The organism is Microcoleus sp. ARI1-B5 (genome assembly GCF_036705795.1).
Classification (GTDB): Bacteria; Cyanobacteriota; Cyanobacteriia; order Cyanobacteriales; family Microcoleaceae; genus Microcoleus.
The window spans coordinates 158,560-185,253 of sequence record NZ_JAUBVK010000006.1; the positions used below are offsets into that span (position 1 = coordinate 158,560).

At 47.4% G+C, this 26,694-nt stretch carries 19 protein-coding genes; 11 read left to right on the plus strand and 8 right to left on the minus strand.

The genetic code is table 11. The annotated features are described in order from the left end of the window. Window positions 1-2: 2 nt before the first annotated feature. From QUB63_RS12175 to hemW, 3 genes are all read right to left on the minus strand, one after another. The gene (locus QUB63_RS12175; RefSeq protein WP_332945391.1) at window positions 3-275 is read right to left on the minus strand and encodes a DUF1830 domain-containing protein; all 273 of its coding nucleotides are present in this window, start codon (window positions 273-275) and stop codon (window positions 3-5) included. 105 nt (window positions 276-380) lie between these two features. After that, window positions 381-641, minus strand: a complete 261-nt coding sequence (locus tag QUB63_RS12180; RefSeq protein WP_332945393.1) for a hypothetical protein — start codon at window positions 639-641, stop codon at window positions 381-383. Between the two features lie 228 nt (window positions 642-869). After that, entirely contained in the window at window positions 870-2,237 is a 1,368-nt protein-coding gene (hemW, locus tag QUB63_RS12185; RefSeq protein WP_332945394.1) for a radical SAM family heme chaperone HemW, read from the minus strand. 365 nt (window positions 2,238-2,602) lie between these two features. On the opposite strand from hemW, the gene QUB63_RS12190 reads away from it, so the two are divergent. Together QUB63_RS12190 and QUB63_RS12195 are read left to right on the plus strand one after the other, a co-directional pair. Then, window positions 2,603-3,682 carry a PIN/TRAM domain-containing protein gene (locus QUB63_RS12190; RefSeq protein ID WP_332945395.1) on the plus strand — a complete coding sequence of 360 codons (1,080 nt, stop codon included), beginning with the start codon at window positions 2,603-2,605 and terminating at the stop codon, window positions 3,680-3,682. Between the two features lie 12 nt (window positions 3,683-3,694). Beyond that, window positions 3,695-3,880 carry a hypothetical protein gene (locus QUB63_RS12195; RefSeq protein WP_332945396.1) on the plus strand — a complete coding sequence of 62 codons (186 nt, stop codon included), beginning with the start codon at window positions 3,695-3,697 and terminating at the stop codon, window positions 3,878-3,880. Window positions 3,881-3,992: 112 nt separating this feature from the next. Here the strand turns inward: QUB63_RS12195 and QUB63_RS12200 are convergent, their stop codons facing one another. Next, window positions 3,993-4,565: a Uma2 family endonuclease gene (locus QUB63_RS12200; RefSeq protein ID WP_332945397.1), complete on the minus strand. Its 573-nt coding sequence runs from the start codon at window positions 4,563-4,565 to the stop codon at window positions 3,993-3,995. 598 nt (window positions 4,566-5,163) lie between these two features. Between QUB63_RS12200 and QUB63_RS12205 the strand changes: the two genes are divergently transcribed. Together QUB63_RS12205 and QUB63_RS12210 are read left to right on the plus strand one after the other, a co-directional pair. Further along, the gene (locus QUB63_RS12205) at window positions 5,164-6,543 is read left to right on the plus strand and encodes an MBOAT family O-acyltransferase (protein WP_332945398.1); all 1,380 of its coding nucleotides are present in this window, start codon (window positions 5,164-5,166) and stop codon (window positions 6,541-6,543) included. A gap of 15 nt (window positions 6,544-6,558) precedes the next feature. After that, window positions 6,559-7,677, plus strand: a complete 1,119-nt coding sequence (locus tag QUB63_RS12210) for an SGNH/GDSL hydrolase family protein (RefSeq protein ID WP_332945399.1) — start codon at window positions 6,559-6,561, stop codon at window positions 7,675-7,677. Window positions 7,678-7,876: 199 nt separating this feature from the next. On the opposite strand, the gene QUB63_RS12215 is transcribed toward QUB63_RS12210, so the two are convergent. After that, on the minus strand, window positions 7,877-10,081 hold the full coding sequence (locus QUB63_RS12215; RefSeq protein WP_332945400.1) for a Tex family protein: 2,205 nt from the start codon (window positions 10,079-10,081) through the stop codon (window positions 7,877-7,879). 278 nt (window positions 10,082-10,359) lie between these two features. Here QUB63_RS12215 and QUB63_RS12220 point away from each other — a divergent pair, with 278 nt between their 5' ends. After that, a complete protein-coding gene (locus QUB63_RS12220) occupies window positions 10,360-11,196 on the plus strand; it encodes a Uma2 family endonuclease (RefSeq protein ID WP_332945401.1) in 837 nt (278 codons plus the stop codon). Window positions 11,197-11,283: 87 nt separating this feature from the next. Here the strand turns inward: QUB63_RS12220 and QUB63_RS12225 are convergent, their stop codons facing one another. The 3 genes from QUB63_RS12225 to QUB63_RS12235 all read right to left on the minus strand — a co-directional run bounded on the left by QUB63_RS12225 (window position 11,284) and on the right by QUB63_RS12235 (window position 14,896). Beyond that, complete coding sequence (locus QUB63_RS12225) at window positions 11,284-12,216, minus strand: class II fructose-bisphosphate aldolase (protein ID WP_332945403.1); 933 nt, start codon at window positions 12,214-12,216, stop codon at window positions 11,284-11,286. Window positions 12,217-12,495: 279 nt separating this feature from the next. Beyond that, entirely contained in the window at window positions 12,496-13,230 is a 735-nt protein-coding gene (locus QUB63_RS12230; RefSeq protein WP_332945404.1) for a phosphoadenylyl-sulfate reductase, read from the minus strand. 214 nt (window positions 13,231-13,444) lie between these two features. Continuing rightward, entirely contained in the window at window positions 13,445-14,896 is a 1,452-nt protein-coding gene (locus QUB63_RS12235) for an EH signature domain-containing protein (RefSeq protein WP_332945406.1), read from the minus strand. Between the two features lie 715 nt (window positions 14,897-15,611). Between QUB63_RS12235 and QUB63_RS12240 the strand changes: the two genes are divergently transcribed. The 6 genes from QUB63_RS12240 to QUB63_RS12265 all read left to right on the plus strand — a co-directional run bounded on the left by QUB63_RS12240 (window position 15,612) and on the right by QUB63_RS12265 (window position 26,559). Further along, on the plus strand, window positions 15,612-16,601 hold the full coding sequence (locus tag QUB63_RS12240) for a glycosyltransferase family 4 protein (RefSeq protein WP_332945407.1): 990 nt from the start codon (window positions 15,612-15,614) through the stop codon (window positions 16,599-16,601). A gap of 560 nt (window positions 16,602-17,161) precedes the next feature. Next, window positions 17,162-18,445 (plus strand): amylo-alpha-1,6-glucosidase, encoded by a 1,284-nt coding sequence (locus QUB63_RS12245; RefSeq protein WP_332945409.1) that lies wholly within the window; start codon window positions 17,162-17,164, stop codon window positions 18,443-18,445. A gap of 143 nt (window positions 18,446-18,588) precedes the next feature. Then, window positions 18,589-18,936, plus strand: coding sequence for a hypothetical protein (locus QUB63_RS12250; RefSeq protein WP_332945410.1), 348 nt, complete (start codon window positions 18,589-18,591; stop codon window positions 18,934-18,936). 258 nt (window positions 18,937-19,194) lie between these two features. Next, on the plus strand, window positions 19,195-19,560 hold the full coding sequence (locus QUB63_RS12255; RefSeq protein ID WP_332945411.1) for a response regulator transcription factor: 366 nt from the start codon (window positions 19,195-19,197) through the stop codon (window positions 19,558-19,560). Between the two features lie 397 nt (window positions 19,561-19,957). Continuing rightward, the gene (locus tag QUB63_RS12260; protein ID WP_332945412.1) at window positions 19,958-20,458 is read left to right on the plus strand and encodes a chemotaxis protein CheW; all 501 of its coding nucleotides are present in this window, start codon (window positions 19,958-19,960) and stop codon (window positions 20,456-20,458) included. 308 nt (window positions 20,459-20,766) lie between these two features. Further along, window positions 20,767-26,559, plus strand: coding sequence for a PAS domain S-box protein (locus tag QUB63_RS12265; protein ID WP_332945413.1), 5,793 nt, complete (start codon window positions 20,767-20,769; stop codon window positions 26,557-26,559). Window positions 26,560-26,694 lie beyond the last annotated feature (135 nt).

Sequence of the window (26,694 nt, forward strand, 5' to 3'; positions counted from 1 at the left end):
CTTCAATCAGCGGTGCTTAACTCTTCAACTCGCAGCCGATCGCACAAAATTCGTTCGCACACAATACCACCCGTCTGGGCAGTCCTGCAAACTTCTAACTGAGCTTCGGGCAATGCTTCAAACAAAAAACGTTCCCCTGGAAACACCGTCCGCTCAAAATACCAATTAGGTATATTTGTAATCCGAGCGATTTGTACTTGGTTGGTAGTATTCAGATACCAACACAAAATGCGCGTATCACGTTCGGAAATTACCTGATTAAGTGTCAAATTCATCTTTTTAACTTATTTGTGAAATTGTGCGATATCTCGACCACTGGCCTAAGCTTAATATAGCATATCACCAGTTTTAAGCAATTTTTTTCTACATTATTTTTTGGGTTAATTAATAAATGCCCCAGGCGAAACATTGGCGCCTTGGGCGTGTTCCCAAGAAGGTGCAAAAGGCGGCATTGCTAAAGCGCAAGATTTCCATCCTCCCCGAACAGGTGCATTCAACAATTGACAGTGACCCACTGAACCTCTTTGCTGTTTGTAGTGACCGCAAAAAGTACACTTAGAACTACGATTGCAGCCGCGCTCGCTAATTGCCAGAGTGGGATTGCTGTGAATGTTGTTGCGTTCGAGAGTCAGAGTTTCCATCAAGATATTTTTTAAATCGTCACTCTCAAGTATGACAGCCGGATTTCAGTCGCTGCGTCTATCCTAAGGCTTAGTTTGCCTTTTAAGTTTTGTTGAGGGATCGATATAAAACATATCATTTTTGACCTAATAAAGCTAGGGAGCAATTTGATTTTCTTATGGTCGAATTTGCGGCTCCGCCATTAGGGGCGATCGCCACCCCAAGAGGCGTACTTCCTCAGACGCAAGCTAATTTTCCTCGCCTAACTTGCTGAACAAATCAGCTAAAATTGTATTAGAAAATAAAAAACCTTCTGGATCGCTCAACCTCAAATTTCCCGACAGCGGCAGTTTCGCGCCTTCGCCTAAAGTTGCGTGAAGCGGAGCTATCCCGTAGGGAATCGCCCCAGCCTCAGTCACAATTTCCACCCATCGAAGCCGCCAGTAAGGCTGCAAACAATCCCAAATTTTATCAACCGTTTGCTGGGTAAACTTTTGTGTCAGCGCCGACAGGTTAACCCCTTCTGCTAAACGCAAACCCAGCATCAGCGTTTCCAACAAAACGTCATTTTCTGAGACTTGAAAATTTTGGTCAATTTCTCGCTCAATATCTGGCTGGATTTCGCCCTCAAGTTTTGGCGTAGCTGCAAAAGCGCCGTCGGAAAGATCTCGCACCCACTGATAATATTCTTGAGTTTTGCGAGGCCTTGTAAACCTCCGGCCTTCCACGTAACTCGCCGCCCCCATTCCCAAACCGTAATAAGGGCGATTTTCCCAATAAACGCGGTTGTGGCGGCACTGATAGCCGGGCCGAGCATAATTAGAAATTTCGTAATGTTCGTAGCCAGCATCGGTCAAAATCGATCGCGCCAAACGGTACATAGCAGCAGCGGTTTCCGGAGCTGGTAGCGGCTGCGCGCCTGCTTCAAAGTAGCGCCCGAAAGCAGTTCCCTCCTCAACAATTAAGTCGTAACTCGACAGGTGAGTCGGGCCAATTTCCACCGCCGATTTTAGGGAAGCTTCCCACTGTTCTAAAGTTTGGTGCGGCAGTCCCGAAATTAAATCTAAACTGAAATTGACAATCCCAGCCGATCGCACTATTTCTACTGCTTCAAAAATTTCGGCCGCAGAGTGCGATCGCCCGCAAGCTTGCAGCAATTCATCCTGAAAAGCTTGCACTCCCAAACTAACTCGATTTACTCCCGCCGCTGCATATCCCCGCAACTGTTCTAAAGTAAACGTTCCCGGGTCTATTTCTATAGAAATTTCCGCCCCAGCAGCAATCCCAAATTTGCCGTCGAGAGTCTCTAAAATATGGCTCAACTGACTGACAGAAAGCAGCGAAGGCGTGCCGCCACCAAAAAAAACTGTCTTTAGAGATGCGCCTAAATTTGGAGTTTCTGCAATTTCTTGACACAGGGCCGCAACATATTGCACGATCGTGCCGGAATTTTCGCCATTTTTGCGATCGCCCACCACAAAAACCGGAAAATCGCAGTAGTAACAGCGGCGGCGACAAAAAGGTACGTGCAGGTAAGCCGAACTGGGAATGCCGGAATTTAATGGTTGCACGCTTTTTTTGAATTCAAATGTTAAATAATCTGTGGTAGGGTTCATTACATCTTCAGCCAAAAGTGCAAGTTCAAATCTAAAGTTTTAATTAAACCGTCATGAAAAATTATGTATATTGTGACATTTTCTTAGCAAGAAAGAGCCCGCTCTTTTAGTTTAACCCCGCACCGGTCGCGATCGGCAGCAATTCCCGAACAGAGCGCTCTGCGGTCAATTTCCACCTTGTGCCCGGTTGCGGCGGGGCGCGCTAAATGCTCCTGCGCACGGGTAGCACATCCCCCAAAGGGTACAAGCGCGAAATATAAGTTTATGAAAATTTATGAGTAAAGATAGCGATATCCGACCGCAACTACGAAAAAACGATCGGCACGGGAAAGATATAATGTAAACAAATTCATTAACCTAGAACAATGCTAGACGCAATCATAATTATCTCATTCATAATCGCAGGCGGAGGCATCGGCTATTACGGAGTCGAACTGCTACCGAACAACCTGCTAGAGCAAGTTACAAATATACAAGGTTTAAGTTCCGTACTGGGTTCCTTTGGAGCATTAATCGGCTTCGTGCTCGGATTAGTGGCTCAAACAACCTATCGGCGGGTAGAAAAGCAAGTGCGCGATATGCCGGTGGAAATGCTGCTGACGCGGGCGATCGGCTTAATCATCGGACTGCTAGTAGCGAACTTAATGCTGGCTCCGCTGTTCCTGCTGCCAATTCCCCGCGAGTTCGGCTTCATCAAACCTCTAGTCGCAGTATTGGGCAGCGTCATGTTCGGCTTCACAGGCGTCAGCTTGACAGACACCCACGGCCGCGCTTTCTTGCGGCTGATCAACCCCAAAAGCTTAGACACGGTGTTGGTAGCCGAAGGCACTTTCAAACCAGCATCTGCCAAAGTTGTCGATACAAGCTGCATTATTGACGGTCGGATTGAAAACCTGCTAGAAACAGGTTTCCTCGAAGGTCAAATTATCATCCCGCAATTCGTGCTCCAAGAACTGCAACTGGTAGCCGATTCCGCCAACGATCAAAAGCGAGTGCGCGGGCGCCGCGGCTTAGATGTACTCAACCGCATCCAAGAAACCTATCCGGAACGGATTCAAATTCACTCGGCTGACTACGAAGATATTGCCACAGTCGATGCCAAATTAGTCCGCTTCGCCTTGGAGATCGACGGGATTTTGCTCACCAACGATTACAACTTGTCGAAAGTAGCTACCGTCCAAAAACTGCCGGTTTTGAATATCAACGATTTGACTCATGCAGTGCGCCCGACTTATTTACCGGGAGATACGATCGAACTAAAAATCCGCAAAGAAGGCAAAGAACCCTCCCAGGGAATCGGTTACTTGGATGACGGCACAATGGTAGTCGTAGAAGCAGGCAGCAGCTATGTCGGCGGCGAAGCCCGAGTCGTCGTCACCAGCGCCCTGCAAACTAGCGCCGGCAGAATGATTTTTGCCCGCCCTCAAGAGTCCGCTATTGCTTAAAACTGAGAAACAATGGCCAGAGGAATCAGGATTAAATATTGCGATCGCTGTTCCCAATCTGCCCCGACTCTCTACCGCGCCCGGTATGAAGAGTCGGGGCAGTGGTTTTTTCTGTGTCTTAAATGCTGGGAATCGGTAAGTAAAAACAATCCTTTTTACTTCTACGGCGGCACTTGGAAAGCCACAAAGAAAAAATAGCAATAACCAGCTTCTTCTTCTTTTCTCTTCCTTCGCGTCCTTAGCGTCTTCGCGGTTCAATCATATCAATATCTAAGTCCGCATTATTCCAGTGATTCAGGAGTAATTAAAATCAACCAATCTCGATCGCATCTTCATACAAAGCCGCGATCGCACAGCTAAAATCAACACTCGCCAACTCGACTTCTTGCCCTTCACTGTAAGGATAAAGCACCCATAGCCCCTCTGCATTCCGGCGAAAACACTCTACACTAACTCTTTCTTGATTGATTAACACATACTCTTGCAAAATTTCTGAAGTGCGGTAATCTGCAAATTTCTCCCCTCTGTCAAAAGCCGCTGTTGTCGGCGATAAAACTTCCACAATTAAGCGCGGATAGCGAATAAAATCTTCAGCAGTATTTCTGTCCCGTTCGTCGCAACTCACCGCGACATCGGGATAATAATAAAAATTCGATGTCTCCTGCCGAACTTTCATATCTGCCATGTAAGCGATACAACCACTTCCCCGAAGATGATTTCTCAAAAGTGCAAAAACATTTCCCGTAATAATGACATGAGCTTTGCTTGCTCCTGCCATTGCATAAATTTCTCCTTGCCTGTACTCGTGTTTGATGGGGCTGGCTTTCTCGCCCTCTAAATAGTCTTCGGGGGAGACATAGGTGCAGCTTTTACTTGCTGTCATATAAATGTGAGGTAGGTGAGGACTACACAATTATAGCAGTAGCACGGGCGAGGGCCCGACGCCATCGCCCTTCGCGGAAGTTGGGCTCAATTTATCTAAAAATTTTATAATTATTTAAAATTATCTTATGTTTATAGTAAAAAACATCCTATCTGTAAATAGCTCGCGGTTGCGATGGATTCTCTCACAAGCCTTACTAATAGTTTGTACTGAGGAGAGATTTTCAGCGGCACACCGCTCTATTTCCCGTTTGTCAGGCAGTACAACGCCATCAAGGGTGCAAAACTGAAACCACAATTTTAGATTAAAGAAAAACAGGTTGAAAATTTTTTATATTTAAGTAGAGTAACATTCGAGCCATAAAAGCAATCTCATCTATTACCCGAGCTGGGGGTCTACTTGGAAAATTGTTAGACCACATCCTCCTAAAGATAGATACCAATTATAAATTGTAAAATCTTATACTCTTTTCTTTGACTCTACTGAGGGCAGGGCTTTGCAATTTGTTACATAAAAAAGTTTTGTTCACATTATTGACGGTTGCTATCTCTATAGATACGATTCACTTAGCGATCGCTCAACTTTACGAACTCAAAAAATGCTGTTTAACTCCACACTATTTTTGGTATTTTTGGCGGTTGTGGTGTACGTCTATTACTTGCTGACACCGCAATACAGACGTTGGTTCTTGTTATTGGCTAGCTACTCCTTTTATTGGGTGTGGAGCGTACCCTACTCACTCCTAATCGTTTTCTATACCCTGCTAGCTTATATAACAGCTCGCATTATCGAGTCATCAAATAAAAATAGAGAGAGAAATACTGCTTTAATTAGTTTTTTGGTTGTAGTTATAAGCACTTTATGCCTGTTCAAATACGCAAATTTCTTTTCGGCTTCGGCATACTCCCTGTTGGGATTTCATCCGTGGCCTAAACTGAATCTGCTATTGCCTTTGGGTATTTCTTTTTACACATTCCAGACGATAAGTTACATAGTCGATGTCTACAAGGGCGTTACACCTGCCCAAAAGTCCTTTCTCGACGTAGCGCTGTACGTCATTTTCTTCCCTAATCTGGTTGCTGGGCCGATCGTCCGCGCCAAGATTCTCATGCCCCAGTTGGCCTGTGAGTCACCGCTAGACTGGGTTGCGATCCGCAGTGGCATTGCCCAAATCATCTGGGGGATGCTGAAAAAAGTTTATATAGCTGACCCGATGGCATCAATTACCAGCGAGGCTTTTAGTGGGCCCCAGAGCGTTTCCGGGTTGGGGTTGTTACTAGCTACCTTCGCTTTTGCAGTTCAAGTCTACTGCGACTTTTCTGGTTATTCAGATATGGCGATCGGTTCTGCTCGGCTATTCGGTATAGAACTGCCGAAAAATTTTGACAGGCCTTATCTGGCCTACAGCATTACTGATTTCTGGCGCCGCTGGCACATTTCACTGTCAAATTGGCTGCGCGACTATCTTTACATTCCCCTCGGCGGCAACCGGCAGGGCCAACTCCGTACTTATGCGAATTTGATGATCACCATGCTGCTGGGAGGTCTCTGGCACGGTGCTGGATGGAACTGGGTGGCTTGGGGAGGTTTGCAAGGGGCAATGCTGTCAATGGAAAGAGCGTTTGGACTCTCATCTGCGCCTAAGTCGAAAGTTAGTTATTTCCTGCGCTGGCTGTTGACCTTTTTTGTAATTTGTACTTCTTGGGTACTCTTTGCATCATCTGATTTGAACAGTGCGGGTGTGGTATTTCAGCGGATATTGACCTTTGCTGATGGCCGGATACCTATTGACTATCGCCCGATATTCTACCTGGCCCTAGTTTTGCTAGTTCAATGGGGGGATCTGAAGCAACGGTGGATGAGTTGGGCTCAGATGCACCCAAATTTGCTCAAGTGGATTGTTTGTACGATCGCGATCGCGCTGATGTTTACCTTCGCCGGCGCATCAAGTTCAAATTTCATTTACTTCCAGTTCTAATCGGATTGACAAGTTATGCTCCCAATATTTAACGATCGGGCACTTTCTCATTTAAAAACCGGATTTCGCCGCACGACCGTAGACTTATCAAAGCTATTGTTAGCAGCTTTATTATTGGAAGGAATTCTGCAAGTTATTGCTCCTGAGTACACTAATAACATTTTCGATCGCGACTTTACAGGAGGTCGTCCCATCGCCGTCAGCAGCGCCGGAAATCGCGGCCCGCTGCTGCCGATTCAGAAACCCCCCGGCGAATTGCGCATCCTCGGCATGGGGGATTCAACAACATTTGGGACTGGGATTGCTGCGGAAGATACTTGGCCTGCTCAACTAGCAACTGTTTTTCAGAAAAATGGCGCTAAGGCAACCTATATCAACAGCGCTATAGAAGGTTCTACCCTCAAAGAAATCAACTATGTTTATCGCAACCAATGGTCGGCCTACAAACCAGATGTAGTAGTGCTGGGGGTAGACAACAACATGGTCTCGATGACGTGGTTTCGCCGCGACGACAAAGGTGCACCGAAAAATCCCTATCTAGAGCCTGCCCCTCAATCCAAACTGGAAGATTTAAAAAACGGATACAAAAAAATTACCCGCGTTTTAGCTTCTCCTTCCTGGCTGAGAATCAACTCCCAAAAAGGCTTGTACTTGCTGGGTTTATCACATCACAACATGAAGCCGGAAATTCCTTTAGGCGCAACGCTAGCCTTGGGCTGGAAGCAGGCTGATGTGCCTCCCGATCTTGCTGACCGTGCTTGGAAGCAGTTTGAGGCAGATTTGAGTGTACTCCGGGACTCGATTGCTGCTGACGGTCGATCGTTGGTTGTAGTTTACTTGCCTGCTCGTTTTATGGCTTTTGACGGGTTTTCTGACAACGAGCAGCGAGTGCCAAAAAATCGGCTGACTATTGACGCGGGCAAGCGACTTGGGGAAATTAGTCAGTCACTCGGTGTGCCCTATCTCGATGCTACTGAACCAGTCCGTCGGGGTAGGGCGCAGATTGCCCAGAAAGAAGGTCGTTCTGCGCCGATGTATATTAAGTTTGATAGTGTCCACCTTGACAAAGATGGCAACAAAGCTCTTGCCGAAGACTTGTTCGGGCTCCTTAGCAAATCTGAAAAAGCTCGATAAAATCTGTCTGTAGTGTTGATACCATGTCCGGTCGATTACTATAACAAAAATGGTTTGTAGTGCGCCCGAAAGTCCGCAGCATTTTGCAAAAATGTTTTGTTGTGCGCCCGAAAGTCCGCAGCCTGAGAGCGGACTTTCGGGCGCACTACGAACTCATCTGATTGCGGTTAATCGATCGGACACGATACGATCGCTAGTTTTAGCGCCGGCGCGGGGCCGGAATCCTCGCGCTATTTTGCGGTTGCGGTTTTTCTTGCAGCTTCATCGTCAAACTCACCCGCTTTAACTTCTCATTCACCTCCAAAACCCGCACTTTCACAACTTGTCCGACTTTGACAATCTGTTTCGGATCGTCCACAAAGCGATCGGCTAATTGAGAAATATGAACCAAACCATCTTGGTGCACTCCCACATCAACAAAGGCTCCAAAGTTAGCGACATTCGTGATGATGCCTTCTAATTCCATCCCAACTTGCAAATCGGAGATGTCGTTAATTCCGGCTTGGAAAGTGGCATATTTAAACTCAGCCCGCGGGTCTCTTCCCGGCTTTTCTAGTTCGGAAATAATGTCTCGCAGCGTCGGTTCTCCGACTTTTTCTGTGACATATTTCTTAATATCTACACTCTTGACTTTTTGGGATATTTGTGTTATTTCTGTCAGCGGCAAACTTAAATCTTTGGCGATCGCCTGCACTACAGGATAACTTTCTGGATGAACTGCTGTATTGTCCAAGGGGTTTTCGCCGCCGCGAATGCGGAGAAATCCGGCGGCTTGTTCAAAAGCTTTCGGGCCGAGTTTGGGAACTTTCAGCAGTTGGCGGCGATTTTTAAACGCGCCGTTTTCGTTGCGGTAATTGACGATATTTTTGGCAACTGTTGCCGTCATTCCCGATACAAATGTCAGCAGTTCTTTCGAGGCTGTGTTTAAGTCAACTCCGACATAGTTGACGCAGCTTTCGACTGTTTCGTCGAGTTTCTTTTTGAGCAGTTTTTGGTCAACGTCGTGCTGGTATTGGCCGACTCCGATGGATTTCGGGTCAATTTTCACGAGTTCGGCTAAAGGATCTTGCAAGCGCCGCCCGATGCTGACTGCGCCCCTGACTGTGATGTCGAGATCGGGAAATTCGGCGATCGCCACTTCGCTTGCTGAATAAATCGATGCACCGGATTCGTTCACCATGACTTTAATCGGTTTTCTGTCCATTTGGGCCAAAACTTCCGACACAAATTCGTCGGTTTCCCGGGAAGCTGTACCGTTGCCGATCGCAATTAATTCAATTTTATATTTTTCAATTAAATGCTTGACAATTTTACCAGCTTGTTGTCTTTGACCGGCCGCTTGGTGGGGGAAAATTGCTTGATATTCCAAAAACTGCCCGGTTTCGTCGAGGGCGGAAACTTTGCACCCCGTGCGAAATCCCGGATCGATCGCGAGTGTCGGTTTCATTCCCGCCGGCGCCGACAGCAGCAACTCGCGGAGGTTGGTTTCAAAAGTGGTAATGGACTCGATATCAGCCTCGGCTTTGTGGTGCGATCGCACTTCCGTCATCAGCGAAGTCTTCATCAGGCGGTTGAAAGCATCCTTCAAGGTCGATCGATAAAACTCTTTAACTTGGGGTATCCTAGTTTTAATTTCCTGAGCTTCCAAATAAGCCATCACCGCCGATTCATCAAAGGCCAGTTCTAAATCTAAAACCCCCTCCGTTTCCCCCCGGAACAGGGCTAACATATTGTGCGACTGAACATTTCTCGCTGCAACTTGGTAATTGCGGTACATTTCAAATTTCGTAGTTCCTTCCGGGAAATCCTCTTTAATTTTCGATACAAAAACCCCCGTTTTCATCAAAAACTCTCGCAAATAAGCTCGGTATTCAGCTTTTTCGGAAATTGCTTCCGCCAAAATATCCCCAGCACCTTTGAGAGCTTCTTCTGCTGTTTTAACGCCCTTTTCTTCCGAAACATATTGGGTTGCTTCCGCTTCGATATCGGCTGGTTTAGCAGTCGGCAAGTTCAGAGACTTGATAAATTCTGCCAGCGGTTCCAAACCTTTTTCTCTCGCAATTGTCGCCCGCGTCCGCCGCTTGGGTTTGTAAGGCAGATAAAGGTCTTCGAGTTCGTTTTTTTGCAAACACGATTCGATTTTAGCTTGCAGTTCTTCAGTGAGTTGGCCTTGAGAGCTAATCGTCTCTAAAATTGACTTTTTGCGGTCTTCGATTTCCGTCAAATAGGTGAAGCGATCGGAGATGTCCCGCAACTGAATTTCATTCAGCAAATCGGTGCGTTCTTTGCGGTAGCGGGCAATAAACGGAATAGTTGCTCCCTCGGCGAAAAGTTCCAGAGCATTATTGACTTGGGAGATATTGATGTCAAGTTCTTGAGCAATCAGTTGGGGAATGTTGAGCATAGTACAGAAGTTCGAGTCAGTCGATTTTAGATTTTAGATTTTAGATTTTAGATAGACTTCACGGAAGAGAGAAATAAATATTTGAAACTCAAGTTTGACAGAGTTTGTCCTGGACGCAGAAACCGGGTTTTTTTACTAAAAAACAGGACTGTAGCCTTTAATAAGGGTAAAAAACCCGGTTTCTTTCGTCGGAGTGCGTCCAGGACTAAGAGTGTTGGCGCTAGTCCTGCAAGTATTAAAATGATGTTAGCATAAATGCAGTCATTTCTCAATATTATATGCTGCCTTTTAAATATCCTGTGCCGCAGAGCGATCCGCCGCGATCGCCCAGAGAAACGCTGCCGACGATGTACGATTTACCTAGCGAAGACCCGGAGGAACCAGGTTTGCCCGACGAATTTCACGATTTGCAGCCGCAGTTGTTAACCCTGGCGTTTCGCCCTCGGAATTATCAGGCTTCTGAGATATTTAGCGGCACTGACATGAACCTTTATTATGACGTGCAGCACCCTCTGTGGCACAAACGCCCGGATTGGTTTGGAGTTGTGGGAGTTCCGAGACTGTACGATGGATCTGAACTGCGGATGAGTTACGTTACTTGGCAGGAAGGCGTGAATCCTTTTGTAATTGTGGAACTGCTTTCGCCGGGAACGGAAAAAGAAGATTTAGGCGCAAATATCGATGAGGAAAAGTTGCCCGCTGGGTCGAATGCTGCGGGTAACGGGCAAGTTTTACAGGCCCAGACAAATGAGAAACCGCCCAGTAAATGGGAGGTTTACGAGCAGATTTTGCGGGTTCCTGTTTATGCCGTTTTCAGCCGCTATACTAACAGGTTGCGAGTGTTTGCATTGAATGCCGGACACTATCAAGAATTAGAATTATCTGACTCGCGGGTGTGGATTGCGGATCTAGGTTTGGGCTTGGGTTTGTGGGAAGGGGAGTTTCAGGGAGTCGATCGCCTGTGGTTGCGCTGGTATGATGTTGATGGCAATTGGATTCTGACTGAAGCCGAACAGCAACGGCAGCGCGCCGAGTCAGCGGAATCTCAATTGCAGTCTTTAATTCAGCGGCTGCGGGAATCTGGCATCGATCCCGATCGATTTTTAAACCGCTAGAGAGGACTGAAGTCAGGTTCGCAGCATCGGACTTTAGTCCTTCTTCTAACTCCCAGAGAGGACTAAAGTCCTCACTACAAACACGTTTTAAGATTTAACAATAACTTGATTAGTTTCAGCTTGTTGATTGCTGACACTATTTGCGGTAAATCCTTCCGCATAAGGTGACTGATGCAAATAAGCCTTACCAGCAGAACCAAAAAGTTGCAACTTGCCAGAAATCACCGATCGCATAGCAGCGATCGCCTTTTCCATAACTTCCAACAAATCCGGATCTGACAAAGAATTGCTAGTTCTCAACACATCCATATAAGCATCGCGAACTTCCGTATTCACATTAAACTTAGACACACCTAATTTAATAGATCGATCGATCGTAGATTCCGGCAAACCGCTAGCGCCGTGCAGCACTAACGGCACCGAAACTGAAGCCCGGATTTTTGCCAAACGCGGAAAATCGAGTTTCGGTTCGCTGAAATATTTACCGTGAACGTTGCCAATTGTAACGGCTAAAAAATCCACCTTAGTTGCTGCAATAAAGTCTACTGCTTCCACTGGATCGGTCATCTTGGCCGCTTTTTCTTCGATCGTCAAACCGTCCTCCGTGCCGCTAATTCTGCCGATTTCCGCTTCAACTACTGCACCGTTAGCGTGCGATAACTCAGTCATTTCGCGAGTAAATATTAAGTTTTGTTCGTAGGACAAAGGAGAACCGTCTGCCATGATTGACTTGATACCGGCGGCTAGGGCGAGGTGAATGTCTTTTTCTGAAGTGCTGTGATCTAAGTGTACTGCGATCGGTACTACAGACTTGCGCGCGGCTTCCATGCAAAGCGCGACTAAAGGCGATTTTCCGTATTTGAGGGCGCTGGGGTGAAGTTGCAGCATCGCCGGACTTTGCAGCGCTTCGGCGGCATCGATGACGGCTTTTACTCCTTCGAGATTGTACACGTTAAAAGCGCCGATCGCATAAGCGTTTCTCCGGGCCGTGTTCAGCAATTCGCTAGTTGAGGCGAGCATAAGTACCTGGCTTAAAAACTTTTCAGAAGGAAGAAGGAAGAAGGAAGAAGGAAGAAGGAAGAACGAAGCCGTAGGGTGTGTCGCTATCGAAAATTCTTAAACAAAGATCGATAATCTCACAGCTTTGCACCTTATACAATAGTTATTGTAGGGTGCTTAGCGGGCTGAATGTTTTGACAAAAAATCAATAATTCTACGCCTGACACACCCTACGGTTAGCTACAATTTGTATGCGAATTCTTTGGTAATGTGCTTACGGCCCACCTACGAATTCATTTACTATTTTTGTGCGTTCCCTGCGTGCAAACCGCACTCTTTTACCGTCGATTCTTCCCACCACCAGCGACCTTCGCGTTCGTGTTGGTTGGGCAATACCGGTCTCGTACAAGGTTCGCAACCAATGCTGACAAAACCGCGTTCGTGCAACTTATTGTAAGGCACTTCCAAAGCGCGAATGTATTCCCAAACCTCTGCCGAAGACCAGTTTGCTAAGGGGTTGAATTTAATTAATTCGCGATCGGGAGTTGAGAATGCACTGTCAACTTCAATAACCGGAATATGGTTGCGGGTACTGGGACTTTGGTCTTTGCGCTGACCGGTAATCCAAGCATCGAGAGTATTCAGTTTGCGGCGCAGCGGCCTGACTTTGCGCACGCCGCAGCATTCTTTGTGACCGTCTTGATAAAAACTAAACAATCCCTTTTCATCTACTAGGGCTTGTACTTCTGCTGCATCGGGAAACATTACTTCTATTTTAATGCCGTAATGTTTTCTGACTTCCTCCAAAAACTGATAGGTTTCTGAGTGCAATCGTCCGGTGTCTAGGGTGAAAACGCGGAAGTCTTTGGTAATTTTTGATGCCATATCGATCAGAACTACATCTTCGGCACCGCTGAAAGAAATGGAGATATTATCAAAATTTTCTAGGGCAAATTTGAGAATTTCTCGCGGTGTTTTTTGACTGTATTCTGCTTCTAGGGCGGGAATGTTGAGATTTCTCTGGATGGCAACCATGTTTTCGCGTTATCGGTGTTCTTTTTCTCTCAACCTTTATTATAGCAGATCGCAGTATCTCTCTCACCGATGAATCTGACCGCATCTTGCAGCAGTCTTTTCGGCTGGGCGCACAATCGATCTCAAGGATGGCGATCGCACGTTTGTGGCAATTTCGGTCAAGCCAAAACTCTTCTACCGCGGAAAATGGGACAGGTTTGATTAGTCGCAATCATTATGACAAAGATTCCATTTCTTTCTGCCATTTTTTCAATAAAACTTCCCGCTCTTTTTGTTCTTGAGGTTCCGGCATTCTCAAGCCATTTACAGCATCATATTTGCCGTAATACTGCGACATTCCCTGAAAAGATTTAGTCCCCTCATTGGGCACAATTTTTTTCGGTCTCAGCCACTTTTCGCAAGAACTCTGCCACATAAAAACGCGATCGTGAACTTCGCCGCCTAATTTTCTGATCCGTTTAATTGACAGTTCTTTTTTAGCAAACAACAGCCGATCGCTCTCTTTACTTCGCTTAATCAAGCGAATTTCGGCGCCGGTTCCCCGGAAAAACTCGATCGCACAATAGCCCTCCAACTGAAAAATGCAAACTTCAGTTGGAGGAGCGCCGTCTTCTGGTAAGATATCCACATCAAACTGCAACTGATAGCCGATCGCACTTACAGACGACTGCGGCAAAAGCAAGCGCACTCGTTGAATGCGATCGCTATAATTTGCCCAAAAATCCCGGCGCTCCTCCAACTGCTTAATTTCCGCATCAGACAGCCGCAGCATCCGCGCCACCAAATCGATTGTTTTTTGGAAATAACTGTAATTTAGTCCGCCAATCCATCGCCTCAGCGACTCTTGGGCGGGAGCCGAAAGTAACTGCAATTTCGGATAATATTCGTCTCGCACCCACTCAACCAATTTCGGCCGTTGATTTTTGAGAATATCAGCCGAAATTTTCACTAACAACTCTTCAACTGCTGCAAGTTGCTGCGGCGCCGGCATTTCTTTCAAGCACCTGAGCAGCCATTCTACCCCCGACAAATCGGTAACCTGATTTTTAGCAAAAATTCCCGCCAGGTGCGCTTCGGCGCGTTCTACTACTGGAATTGTTGCGGGTAACTGAGCTTTTCTTAACAGTTCCGCAGGAGTTTTCAGGTATTGCCAACTCAGTTTTGCTAGCTCGTAATCCGGTAAATCGCGGGTCAGTATTTTAATGATTTGTACTGGCAGAGCATCGGTACCAGTCGCTGTATTAGCAAAGTCGGCAAAGCACTCTACCAAAGCTCGATCGAGCGCGGGAAAATTGCTGGAAACAGCATTTTCTAACTGGCGGCTGTGATGGAGAGCCAAACGCCACAGCAACTGCTGTTTCAGCCGCGAATTGTTCTGAGCTACCAGCCAAATAGCTTGAGATATTTCTTGAGTGCGATCGGGGTTTTTGATGTCCCATTCAGCTTTTGCCCAGAGGCAATAAGTCCATTCCAGAGGAGTAATGCTATCAGAGCGATCGCTCTGAATATCTGCAATAATTTCTGCCATCCCTCGCAGATCGCCAGCTTTCACTTGGGGAACATTTGGCTTGCTTGTCGGTGCAAAATTTCCAGCACTTTTCATTTTTTCTGGTTGCCGCTGGCTGGGGTTTGGCGGCAGTTGAATCTCGCGAAACTCAACGCTCATATTTATAATTTATTTCCCATAAAGTTGCTGCACTAGCATTATACAATTCTGGGCGCATCAACCGACTTTTTTACAAAAATCTCTCGCGAGTGCGCGATCGCTCATAATTGAAAAACCCGGTTTTGGCGATCGCCCGCGCGTAAGTTCTGTGATTGTAATATTTTACACAAATTTCGAGATTCAGGGAGGATGCGACTGGGAAAAATCGCTCAGTTGCGTGTTATTCTCTCTTTCGGCAGAAGTCAATTCAGCTTGTCCGTGCGGCAGTAGCCCTGTGAACTCAAAAAAGAATGACAAAAGTGCGATCGGGCTACCCGAAAGAATTGGTTTAAAGCCCAAAGCCCGAGATCCCTTGAGAAATTAAAATCAGACTATTCATTACTCCAATCCTCGGACTTCCAGGTAGAGGTCGCACTCAACTGTCAACTGTCAACTGTCAACTGTCAACTGAAATCACAATCTCCCTCTCAGGTAGCATAGACTAAATTTGTAAAGTGTTATTAAATTTGATGGTACGCGACAACAACTCTCAAGCTAAGAGAAGTTGCCAGCACTACCTACCGCAACAACCCTCTCTCGCGTAGCAAATTTTACAGTAGATAAAACTAGAAGGTTTGTGATGAGAATTGCCCCAATTGCCCCCCTAGCAGAGCGAGTTCCGCCGCCAGCTTAGGGAGGAATTGAACTGGTTGTCAGCCTCTAGACCGACGAATTAGTGAGAAGGGGACATGAAGTCACTTTATTTGCCTCCGGCGATTCAATTACTTCTGCTACTTTAGAATCAATTCACCCCAGAGCTTTGCGTCTAGATTCCACAGTTAAAGAATACGGAATTTACGAGATGCTGCAACTGAGCAAAGTCTATGAAAAAGCCGGAGAATTTGACATCATTCACTCCCACGTAGGCGGCGCCGCTTTGTCTTACTCGCGCTTAGTAAAAACGCCCACAGTTCACACCCTCCACGGCATTTTTACCCCCGACAACGAGAAGATGTTTAGCTACGCCCGCACTCAGCCCTATGTAAGTATTTCCAACTCTCAGCGGGAAGATAGACTAAATCTCAACTGCGTCGCCACAGTTTATAACGGCATAGATCCGGCCACCTACGAATTTCACGCGCAGCCGGACAATCCTGCTTATTTAGCTTTTCTCGGTCGAATTTCACCAGAAAAAGGGGCGCATTTAGCAATAGAAATTGCTAAGACCTCCGGCTGGCATTTAAAGATGGCAGGTAAAGTTGATGTTGTCGATCGCGAATATTTCCAGCAAGAAATCAAGCCGCACATTGACGGCCAACAAATAGAATATTTAGGCGAAGCCAACCACGCCCAAAAAAGCCTGCTGATGGGAGGTGCAGTCGCGACATTATTTCCCATTACTTGGCGCGAACCTTTCGGGTTAGTCATGATTGAGTCAATGGTAACGGGAACGCCCGTAATTGCCATGAAATTAGGCTCGACTTCCGAAGTAATTGTTCACGGGAAAACGGGTTTTCTGTGCGAAAGCGCGGCAGAATGTATCGCCGCCATCGAACCGGCCCGAGAACTCGATCGCAGGGCTTGCCGCCAACACGCGATCGATCGCTTCAGCGTTCAAACAATGGTCGATGGCTACGAAGCAGTTTACCGACAAATTTTAAAATATCGCTTTTCCCAAAACGGTCACGCGCATCATTTGACTGAATTAGAAATGCACAGCAGATAGCTGCGCGAGGACAAATTAAACGCACGGCGGGTTTACTTATCTAAAATTTACGCACAACATTTAAGAAGCTGGGTTGTTTGCGGAAATGCCCGGTTTTTACCTGAGTTTAATTGTCATTTTAGTTGTGCTTCAACCAGTATTTAACTCTCAGCAGCAGGAGGAAGAAGGACACGGCACTGCCTTTGGGAAAGTGTCAATTTAAGGTTAAACGTAGGGCCGGTCTTCTGTCTGGCGATTGAGGCTTCTTCACCCTGGCGCCCCCCTCCCGGGGGGGACAAGAAGTATTCTTGCGTCCCCCGGGAGGGGGAGTAGGGGGTATGCGAGGGGGAGCGAGACTTTGCTATAACCGAGATTTCTCATGGGTTTTAGGCGATTGTTGACACTACGAAAGGCAGTGCCGTGTCTAAAGCTGTATTTTAGGGAGTGAAAACTGCTATATAAGTTGGTAGATATTATGCTGATTTTTTACCCATCGCTTCACTTTTTGCGGTCATTTTAAGAAAAATTAAAAGTTTTTCATTTATCTAATTTTTGGTTGGCACTAGGCTAAAAAAAATGGTATGATGGCATCGGTAATGGAATCTCGCATCGAGTTTTACAACCAACCGCCAGCACTGTTTCAAGGCAACACAGCAGTGTGGCGCATCTCCCTAGAATCCCACCAAGCAATCAAATTGGGATATCGGCTCAAAATGCTGATCGACGGCAAATCTATCTCCAAAGTCAGCACTCCCGTAACTTTAATTCAAGCCAAAGCAGCGGAACTTTTAGAAGAGCGAAAATGGCTGAGCCAAATTACCAGAATTAACTCGGACAAAAACACCTTTAACCGACTCCTAAAACGCGCCGAACAAGACATTTATTCCCTGCGGCAAACCTTTGGTAAAGGCAAAGCAATTTCAGCCGGAGTTCCCTGGTTCTCAACATTATTCGGCCGCGACTCCATCATCGCCGCTTCTCAAATCTTAATTCTCGATCCTACTTTAGCCCGAGAAACTTTAACAACTTTAGCTCACTATCAAGGTAAAACCGACGACTGGCGCGACGAAGAACCGGGCAAAATACTGCACGAAATTCGCATGGGAGAAATGGCTCGCTGTCACGAAATCCCCCACACTCCCTATTACGGAACAGTCGATGCAACGCCGCTGTGGTTGATGCTTTATGCTGAATATTACGCCTGGACTTACGACAGCCAAACTTTAGATATTTTGTGGCCGAATGCCTTGGCAGCGATGGAATGGATCGATCGCAAATGCGCGGAAACAGGCTACCTCAGCTATTACCAAAAGTCCCAGCGCGGCCTAGCAAATCAAGGCCCGAAAGACTCGGGAGATTGCATCGTCAACCGATCGGGCGTAATGGCAGAAGGAGCGATCGCCATGGGCGAAGTCCAAGCCTGCGTTTGCGCTGCCAAAATCCGGCTGGCAGAGATTGCCCGCATCAAGAAACGCATCGATTTATGCGATCGCTGGCTAGAAGAAGCAAAAAACCTAAAAACCCGATTCAACCGCGATTTTTGGATCGAAGATTTAGGTTATTGCGCCCTAGCATTAGACGGCGAAGGCAAACCCGCAGACAGCATTTCATCCAATCCCGGACACTGTTTGCACCTCGGCATTTTCTCGCCCGAAAAAGCTCAAAGCGTCGCAGAAAGATTGCAAGCCCCAGATATGTTTAGCGGTTGGGGAATTCGCACCCTATCGTCAAAATCTCCCGCCTACAATCCCATAGGCTACCACACAGGCTCAGTCTGGCCCCACGACAACGCTTTGACAGCTATGGGACTGCGATCGCGATCGCCGCGTCGAACAAGCCCTAGAAGTAGCTCAAGGCTTATTTGACCTTTGAATTTCAAAGGTGGTACCCGCCAGGGACTTGCATCCGTGGAATCAATCCAAAATCTTCAACGCTCATCCTTGCGTCCCCCGCATTTATCCGTGGGGTCTATCTAAAATCTAAAATCTAAAATCTAAAATCGATTGACATGACATTGCTGCAACCCTACTGTCCCCCCGAACTTTTCTGCGGCTGCGAGCGCAACAGCGAGAGCGATCGCCCCGTGCAGTATCCTGTAGCTTGCTCGCCCCAAGCTTGGGCAACGGGCAGTATTTTTCAACTCTTGCAAATGATGTTAAATTTAGTTCCCGATGCCCCTAACAACCAACTGCGAATTATCGATCCGGCACTGCCAGAATCGATTAACAAACTGTCGCTCCACAACTTAAGAATAGGCTCAACTTTGCTGGATTTGGAATTAGAGCGATCGGGTTCATCCACCGCTTGTCGGGTGATTAAAAAACGCGGTAATTTGCGAGTAATTATCGAAGCTTAAATTGAGGAAATTAGGAATAGGGGATTCCCTATTCCCAATTTCCTCAAAATCCGTTTGCATCCGTTATACAATCCGTTGCCGAACTTCCCTCCTCCCTTGGGCCATCTGACCGGCTATATTGTATTTAGAAGTGCATTTATTTGTTTGCCAAGCGGCTCCGTCAAACAGCCGTAGCTTTCGCGGGGCGATCGCCATCGCGCAAGCAGCTTCTGAATCCTGAATAGTCCGCCGTCAACAACAATAAGGAAGTGTGGAATTATGTCAAAAATTTTAGTAGTGGACGACGTTCCCAGCGAATTGGAAATCATCTGCCGCATTCTTCAAGATGCCGGACTCGACGTGATCCGGGCTGGTGACGGCGAAGAAGCGATCGCCCTGATCCGAGAAGTGCCCCCGGATCTGGTCGTTTTAGACGTAGTGATGCCGCGAATGAACGGATTTGAAGTGATCCGAGAATTGCGGGGCGATCGCGCAACTGCACATTTGCCAGTAGTATTTTGTACTCATAAAAACACCGAGATCGATAAAGCTTGGGGAACCGATTTAGGCGCCGACGCTTTCCTCAGCAAACCCTTTGAACCTCAGCAACTCGTCAACATCGTGCAGCGCCTGCTTTGGGCCTAAACACAATATAGCCCTTCTCCTAATAGTGAGGTAATTGGGAATGGGGAATTGGGAATGGGGAATTGGGAAAAAGGGAATTGGGAAAAAGGGAATTGGGAAAAAGGAAATTGGGAATTGCGCTTGACTTCACTCACACTCTTTTGTGCTAGATCGAGTGTTCAGTAGCTTTCACAAAATATCATAGCGATCAACCCCGTTTTTTTTGAAAAAACTGGGTTTCAGAATTCCCAAAAAGTTGTACCTATAATGATAGCAATCATTCCCGTTGCCCAGCCCGCGATTTATTTAACCATTTGATCCTGGCAAACTGATGCTCAAAAACTCGCCGCGAGCGATCGGCTTTCCTGGCAAAGCAAAATCCTAATTTGTGAGCTACACTAAAAACAAAAAATCAGCAATGAAAACAAGTGTTCCCCCCGCAGCGGGGAATCAGACAAGTGGAACAAAGCAATTTCTCCTTTTCGGTCAAGGAGGCAGTATCTTTGGCGTAGAGTTAGAGGCAGTGCGGGAAGTGCTTTCCCTCAAAGAACAACCGATTTCCCCGGTTCCCAACACCCTGCCATTTTTGCTGGGATTAACCAACTTGCGGGGCGAAATCTTAGCAGCAGCAGACTTCGGAAGGTTTGCAGGCATCGAACCGGTTGACACCCACCACCCAAGCAGTCGCATCTTAGTGGTGGAAGCGCCCGATCCGCGAGACGTGAGATTGTCTAGAATGCGGATGGGATTGGCTGTCTCCCGCGTCGAAGGAGTTTTGTCTCTAAATCCCGATCGCACTGTCTCAGCAGTAGATGTCAGTCCCGACTTAGCTCCCTTCTTAAAAGGTTTGTACAATTCAGATGGACGCTTGCTAATGATAGTCGATGTAGAAGCGATCGCCCATTCCGAACGCTGGTAATTAAACAGTTGACAGTTGACAGTTGACAGTAGACAGTTGACAGTTGGCAGTTGACAGTTGGCAGTTGGCAGTTGACAGTTGACAGTTGACAGTTGACAGATGACAGTTGACAGTTGACAGTTGACAGTTGACAGTTGACAGTTGACAGTTGACAGTTGACAGTTGACAGTTGACAGTTGACAGCGAGGTTTTTAGATAGTTGACTATTGAGAAATGAAGAATATGGAGTAAATGTAAAATCTAAAATCTAAAATCTAAAATCTAAAATCGATCTATCGCCCGCATTTAATTGGCCAACTATAAATTTTATGATGAAACTTCTCTATAGCTCGATCGCCACGACATTCACCCTGACATTCCCCGACTTCTCCGCCTCGCTGGTAGCTGGGGCAGCCAATTGCATCATTTGTTTGTGTTACTTTGCCATTGCTTGGCTGATCAGCTTAGGTTTGTGGCGAAACCGTCAATTCGGGTTCGACATTTTTGCCACAGTCACAGCAGGCATATTTTGGAGCTGCGCTTTCGGTCACAGCGGCCACGCCGCCGAATACCTAGGACTGCCGCACTCTCCGGTGGCGCAAACAGTGTGGGATTGGATAACTGTAATTCCGGCGATCGCCTTTTTGAGTTTGTCCAACCGCTACCAGTTGTTAGTAGGTTCCACCCAAATTCTTACCTCCAAAAAAGAAACTGAACAAGCGTTAAACGAAACTACCCAGCGATTTCACGCAATCTTCGACCAAGCTTTTCAACTGCTGGCAGTATTGCAACCAGACGGTACTCTGATCGAAGCAAATCAGACAGCGCTAGAATTGGGCGATTTGGAAGCATCAGAAGTGCTCGGGCTGAAATTTTGGCACACACCTTGGTGGGCATCCTCCGTTACCAACCAGCAGCGCCTAAAAACCAACATTAAACAAGTTTCGGCCGGCAAGTTTGTTCGGGAAGAATACGAAATCACCGGAGCCAACAACCAGGTGACAGTAATTGACCTGTCGTTTAAGCCGCTGTTAAATGAAACAGGAGAACTATTTCAAATCCTCGCCGAAGGTCGCGACATTACCCAGATCAAACAGACAGAAGCGGCCTTGCAGCAGCTAAGCGCCGAACTAGAGCAGCGAGTGAGGGAAAGAACCGAGCAGATTCAGGAAACCAACGCACTATTGCAACAGGAAGTTCGCGATCGCACCGCCATTCAAGAGCAATTAAAAGCCTCCGAACAATTTTTAAACAACATCATCAACACCATCCCTGACCCGATTTACGTCAAAGACGAACAGCACCGCTGGTTAGCATTAAATGATGCCTTTTGTCAATACATAGGTCGCAGCCGATCGGAACTAATTGGCAAAGCTTACCGCGACTTCTTGCCCAAAGAACAAGCAGACATATATGAAGAAAAAAACAAATTAGTTTTCTTGGCAAACAGCAGCATCGAAAGCCAAGAAACCATTACTGAGCCAGACGGAAATACCCGTTTTCTGTCCGTCAAAAAATCTACTTTTGTAGATGCCTGCGGCAGCAAAGTCCTCGTTTGCGCCATTAGAGAAATCACCAAGCGCGTGCGAATGGAAGAACAACTGCGGGAGACACTCGCAGCCGCAGAAAGCTCCCAAAACTTGCTGCGCACAGTGATTGACGCTACGCCAGACTGCATCTTCGTCAAAGATCGAAACTTCCGTTACACCCTAGTCAATGCAGGTTTCGCCGCCGCCTTCGGCAAAACTCAAGCAGAAATTATCGGCAAAGACGATGGAGAAATTGGTATATCTGTCGATCGCATCTTCCCCAACTTCCACGCCGAAACCGATTCCCAAAACCAAATCCAAAACTTCCGGGCCGACAAGCACCTCGCGCCGGGCTCCAACGACTTAGGCACCTTAGCCGACGGCAAAGTACACACCTTCGACACCCTGAAATTGCCCCTCAAAGACGCAGAAGGCAACATTTTAGGAATGCTCGGCTTGGCGCGCGACATCACACAGCGCCGCAAATCCGAACAAGAACTATTGCGGCTCAAAGCAATTTTAGAAACCACAACCGACTGGGTAGGCATGGCCGACTCGCAACAGCGCAGCATCTATCTCAACCGCGCAGGCAGAGAAATGTTGGGAGTTGGCGAGGACTCAGATTTAGGCCCAATCAGCATTTCCGACCTGACATCGCCCAAAAGTATGGACACTCTGATGAAAGTCGGCATCCCCGCAGCTTGTCGGGACGGGGTGTGGAGCGGCGAGACAATTTGGCAGACTTTAGACGGCGAAGAAATACCGGTTTCTCAAGTAATTATTGCCCACAAATCCGAGAGCGGAGAAATTGAATTTCTGTCAACGATCGCCCGCAACATTACAGAACGCAAGCGCACGGAACAAATCTTGGAGCAAAACCTGCAAATGCTCGACCTCGCCAGCGATGCCTTGATCGTTCGAGATGTAGAAGGCACGATTAATTACTGGAACCAAGGCGCCGAGAGAATGTACGGCTTCACGAAACAAGAAGCTTTGGGTCAACTCACCCATAATCTATTTCACACCATCTTCCCCCAGCCTTTAGAAATAATATCGGCACAGTTAGCAGAGCGGGATTATTGGGAAGGAGAAGTGATTCACACCACCAATTACCACACCAAAATTACCGTATTCACCCGCTGGAATTTGCAGCGAGACGAACAGGGAAAACCCAAAGCAATTTTAGAAACTAACAACGATATCACGGAGCGCAAGCAAGCAGAAATCGAAAAGCAAAGATTGATTGCAATCGTAGAAAGCAGCTCAGATTTTATCGGCACTGCCACCCTGGAGGGACAGGGAACATACCTGAACTTCGCTGGAATGAAACTCGTAGGATTGCCAAATATTGAAGAAGTCAAAAGCAAAAGTATATATGACTTCTTCTCAGCAGAAGATTCTAAGATTTTAAAAGAAGAAATCGTGCCGACTACTATGCGAGACGGTTTTTGGCAGGGTGAATTCCGCTTGAGGAACTTTCAAACCGGCCAAGACTTTCCGGTTGACTTCACCCTATTTACAGTCAAACACCCAGAAACCGGCGAGCCTATGGGGTTCGCAACAGTTACCCGCGACATCAGCGATCGCAAACGCGCAGAAGAGATGCTGCGCGATCGGGAAAGACTGTTCCGAGCCATTTTCGACCAATCGTTCCAATTAGTGGGGCTGCTGGAACCCGACGGCACCGTTTTAGAAGCCAACCAAACAGCCCTGACAGTCGCTGGACTGCGACGCGAAGACTTCGTAGGCACCCAGTTTGCCGAGAATCTGTGGTGGCAAATTTCCCCAGAAGCCAAGCAAAAAGTGCAAGATGCGGTCGCAAAAGCCGCCGCCGGCGAATTTGTCCGCTACGAAGCCGACGTGCTCGTTGCTGGGGGTGCTGTGATGACAGTGGACTTCTCCCTCAAGCCGATCGTAGACGATAGTGGCAAAGTCGTGCTGCTGATTCCAGAAGCTCGCGACATCAGCGATCGCAAAGCCCTAGAACGAGAATTAGTTTTGCGTCAATCCCGCTTTGACGCATTTTTCGCCGCCGCCCCGGCATCCATGTTTATTTTTGACGACCAGTTGCGCTACGTGCAAGCAAACGAGAAATTAGCCGAAACTACCGGCGTCTCAGTTGCCGAACACCTAGGCAACACGGTGAGGGAAGTTGTACCCGAAATGGTCGATACTCTACAGCCGATTTTGCAGGGCGTTCTGGCAAACAACCAGCCGCTTTTAAACATTGAGGTTTCAGGTACAACTCTGGGCCAACCGGGCGTTATCCGAGATTGGCTGGCTTCTTACTTTCCTTTACCGGGAGTTGACGGTAAACCGATGGGTGTCGGGGGTGTGGCGATCGAAATTACCGATCGCAAAAAAGCCGAAGCAGAGCGCGATCGGTTTTTCACCCTGTCCCTCGACTTGCTGTGCATAGCCGATTTTCAAGGCAAATTCAAGCGCCTCAATCCCGCTTGGGCCACAACCCTCGGCTACAGAGTAGAGGAACTGCAAGACCAATCTTTTCTCGATTTCGTCCATCCAGACGATCGCGAAAAAACCTTAACAGAAACAGCAAAAATAGCCAGCGGCATCGAAACAATGACTTTTGAAAATCGCTACCGCTGCAAAGACGGTTCCTACAAATGGCTGTCGTGGAAATCGCGACCTCTAGCCGAAGAAAAGATTATGTATGCAGTCGCTCGCGACATTACCGAAAGCAAACAAAGAATTACTCAACTGCAAGAAACAACAGCCCAATTAGCCCGTTCCGAAGACGAATTTAGAGGACAAAGCAATCTCTTGCAACTGCTAATTGACAGCATTAGCGACGGCGTGGTTGCTGCCGACACCAAGGGCAATTTTGTTTTGTTCAACCCCGCCGCCGAAGATATCTTTGGCATGGGTGCGACAGATACTCTCCCCAACGAGTGGTCGGCCAAATACGGTTTATTTTTGGCCGATGCCGTCACTCCCTATCCCGCAGCCGACATACCTTTAGCGCGCACGATTCGAGGAGAATCAGTACGCGAAGTAGAGCTTTTCACCCGCCACCCAGGCAAGCCAGAGGGCCTGTGGGTGAAAATTAACGGCAGCCCGCTCAAAGACGAAACCGGGGCGCTCAAAGGCGGCGTAGTCGTTTGCCGCAACGTCACCCAAGAAAGAGCATCGCAGCAGCAGATGCAGCAGTTGGCCGAGGCACAGGAACGCTTGCTGCAAGAACTCAAAACGCGCCAAAATGCCCTCGATGAATCTGCGATCGTCAGCGAAACAGACCTCAAAGGCACGATTACCTACGTCAACGAAAGATTCACCCAAATCTCCGGTTACAGCATGGGAGAACTGCTGCACCGCGACCACCGCATCATCAATTCCGGCTACCATCCCAAAGCATTTTTTGCCGAAATGTGGCTGACAATTTCTCGCGGTTTGGTGTGGAAAGGGGAAATCAAAAATCGGCGCAAAGATGGCTCGTTTTACTGGGTAGATTCGACGATCGCCCCCATTTGTGATACCAGCGGCACAATAGTCAAATATATCGCCATCCGCTTTGACATTACCGAGCGCAAAGAGGCAGAAGAACGACTGGAAAAATTGGCAGCCGAACGCAAAGCTGAAGCTGATTCTCTGACGCAGCAAGTCCTTAAATTGTTGGGAGAAATTAAAGGCGCGGCTCAAGGCGACTTGACAGTCAGGGCGGAAGTGACTAACGATGTTTTAGGTGCTGTCGCCGACTCTTTCAACTTCTTAATCGGTTCTCTGCGGAAAGTGGTAACGGGAATTCAAACTTTAGCCGAACAGGTAACATCTGCCACGGGCGAGTCAATCAGCAATACCAGCCAACTCACCCAACAGGCGGAAGTTCAAGCCGCCAAAATATCTGCGATCATGCGGGAAATCGAGCGGATTGTGAATTCGATCCGCGACGTGCGAGATGTTTCGGTGCGCGCCGAAACAGTCGCCCAGCAGTCTTCTCACACCGCAGAAGCCGGCGGGCTGGCGGTCGATCGCGCTGTTGAAGGTATTAACGAGCTCCGGTTGACGATCGCCTCTACTTCAAAAATGATGAAGCGTTTGGGCGAATCTTCGCAGCAAATCGGCAAAATTGTAACTTCGATTTCTCAACTTGCCTCGCAGACCAATTTGTTAGCTCTCAATGCTACGATTGAAGCTGCCAGAGCCGGCGAACAAGGTTTGGGTTTTGCCGTTGTCGCCGAAGAAGTGCGGAAGCTTGCAGAGCGATCGGCCGGCGCTACTGAAGAAATCTCCGAAATTGTCGGTACAATTCAAGAAGAAATCAGCCGCGTAATGAAGGCAATGGAATCGGGGACGCTGGAGGTAGTGGAAGGCACTAAGCTAGCAAGCGAAGCTAAAACTCACCTCAATGCTATCATCGAAGTGAGTCGAGAAATGAATGCTTTGGTGCAGAATATTACTCGCGCTTCGGCTAAACAAACTGTTTCGGCTGAGGAAATTTCTAACAGTATGCAGCAAGTCAATGACATTGCAAATACGACTGCACAAAAGGGTTCGGACGTTAAGGCATCTTTGGACGATTTATCCGGTTCTGTTGACAAATTGCAAAAGTCTGTGGCAAATTTCCGGAGTTAGTCATCAGTCAAAGGTGTCGATCGTTCGGAATGCGAGTCCTTAGAAGATGCGGACTCGCATTCCGAACGATCGACACCAATCTTATTATGGTCATCCTTTTCGGACATGATATAAGATGCTCCCGTTAAGAAGTCA

Excerpts from the sequence above, each read along its gene's own strand:
- QUB63_RS12245 (WP_332945409.1), top strand. The coding sequence starts at position 17,162 with ATGATGGCATCGGTAATGGAATCTCGCATCGAGTTTTACAACCAACCG.
- QUB63_RS12200 (WP_332945397.1), bottom strand. The coding sequence starts at position 4,565 with ATGACAGCAAGTAAAAGCTGCACCTATGTCTCCCCCGAAGACTATTTA.
- QUB63_RS12210 (WP_332945399.1), top strand. The coding sequence starts at position 6,559 with ATGCTCCCAATATTTAACGATCGGGCACTTTCTCATTTAAAAACCGGA.
- QUB63_RS12190 (WP_332945395.1), top strand. The coding sequence starts at position 2,603 with ATGCTAGACGCAATCATAATTATCTCATTCATAATCGCAGGCGGAGGC.
- QUB63_RS12205 (WP_332945398.1), top strand. The coding sequence starts at position 5,164 with ATGCTGTTTAACTCCACACTATTTTTGGTATTTTTGGCGGTTGTGGTG.
- QUB63_RS12195 (WP_332945396.1), top strand. The coding sequence starts at position 3,695 with ATGGCCAGAGGAATCAGGATTAAATATTGCGATCGCTGTTCCCAATCT.
- QUB63_RS12225 (WP_332945403.1), bottom strand. The coding sequence starts at position 12,216 with ATGCTCGCCTCAACTAGCGAATTGCTGAACACGGCCCGGAGAAACGCT.
- QUB63_RS12175 (WP_332945391.1), bottom strand. The coding sequence starts at position 275 with ATGAATTTGACACTTAATCAGGTAATTTCCGAACGTGATACGCGCATT.
- QUB63_RS12255 (WP_332945411.1), top strand. The coding sequence starts at position 19,195 with ATGTCAAAAATTTTAGTAGTGGACGACGTTCCCAGCGAATTGGAAATC.
- QUB63_RS12215 (WP_332945400.1), bottom strand. The coding sequence starts at position 10,081 with ATGCTCAACATTCCCCAACTGATTGCTCAAGAACTTGACATCAATATC.
- QUB63_RS12260 (WP_332945412.1), top strand. The coding sequence starts at position 19,958 with ATGAAAACAAGTGTTCCCCCCGCAGCGGGGAATCAGACAAGTGGAACA.
- QUB63_RS12250 (WP_332945410.1), top strand. The coding sequence starts at position 18,589 with ATGACATTGCTGCAACCCTACTGTCCCCCCGAACTTTTCTGCGGCTGC.
- QUB63_RS12265 (WP_332945413.1), top strand. The coding sequence starts at position 20,767 with ATGATGAAACTTCTCTATAGCTCGATCGCCACGACATTCACCCTGACA.
- hemW (WP_332945394.1), bottom strand. The coding sequence starts at position 2,237 with ATGAACCCTACCACAGATTATTTAACATTTGAATTCAAAAAAAGCGTG.
- QUB63_RS12235 (WP_332945406.1), bottom strand. The coding sequence starts at position 14,896 with ATGAGCGTTGAGTTTCGCGAGATTCAACTGCCGCCAAACCCCAGCCAG.
- QUB63_RS12180 (WP_332945393.1), bottom strand. The coding sequence starts at position 641 with ATGGAAACTCTGACTCTCGAACGCAACAACATTCACAGCAATCCCACT.
- QUB63_RS12230 (WP_332945404.1), bottom strand. The coding sequence starts at position 13,230 with ATGGTTGCCATCCAGAGAAATCTCAACATTCCCGCCCTAGAAGCAGAA.
- QUB63_RS12220 (WP_332945401.1), top strand. The coding sequence starts at position 10,360 with ATGCTGCCTTTTAAATATCCTGTGCCGCAGAGCGATCCGCCGCGATCG.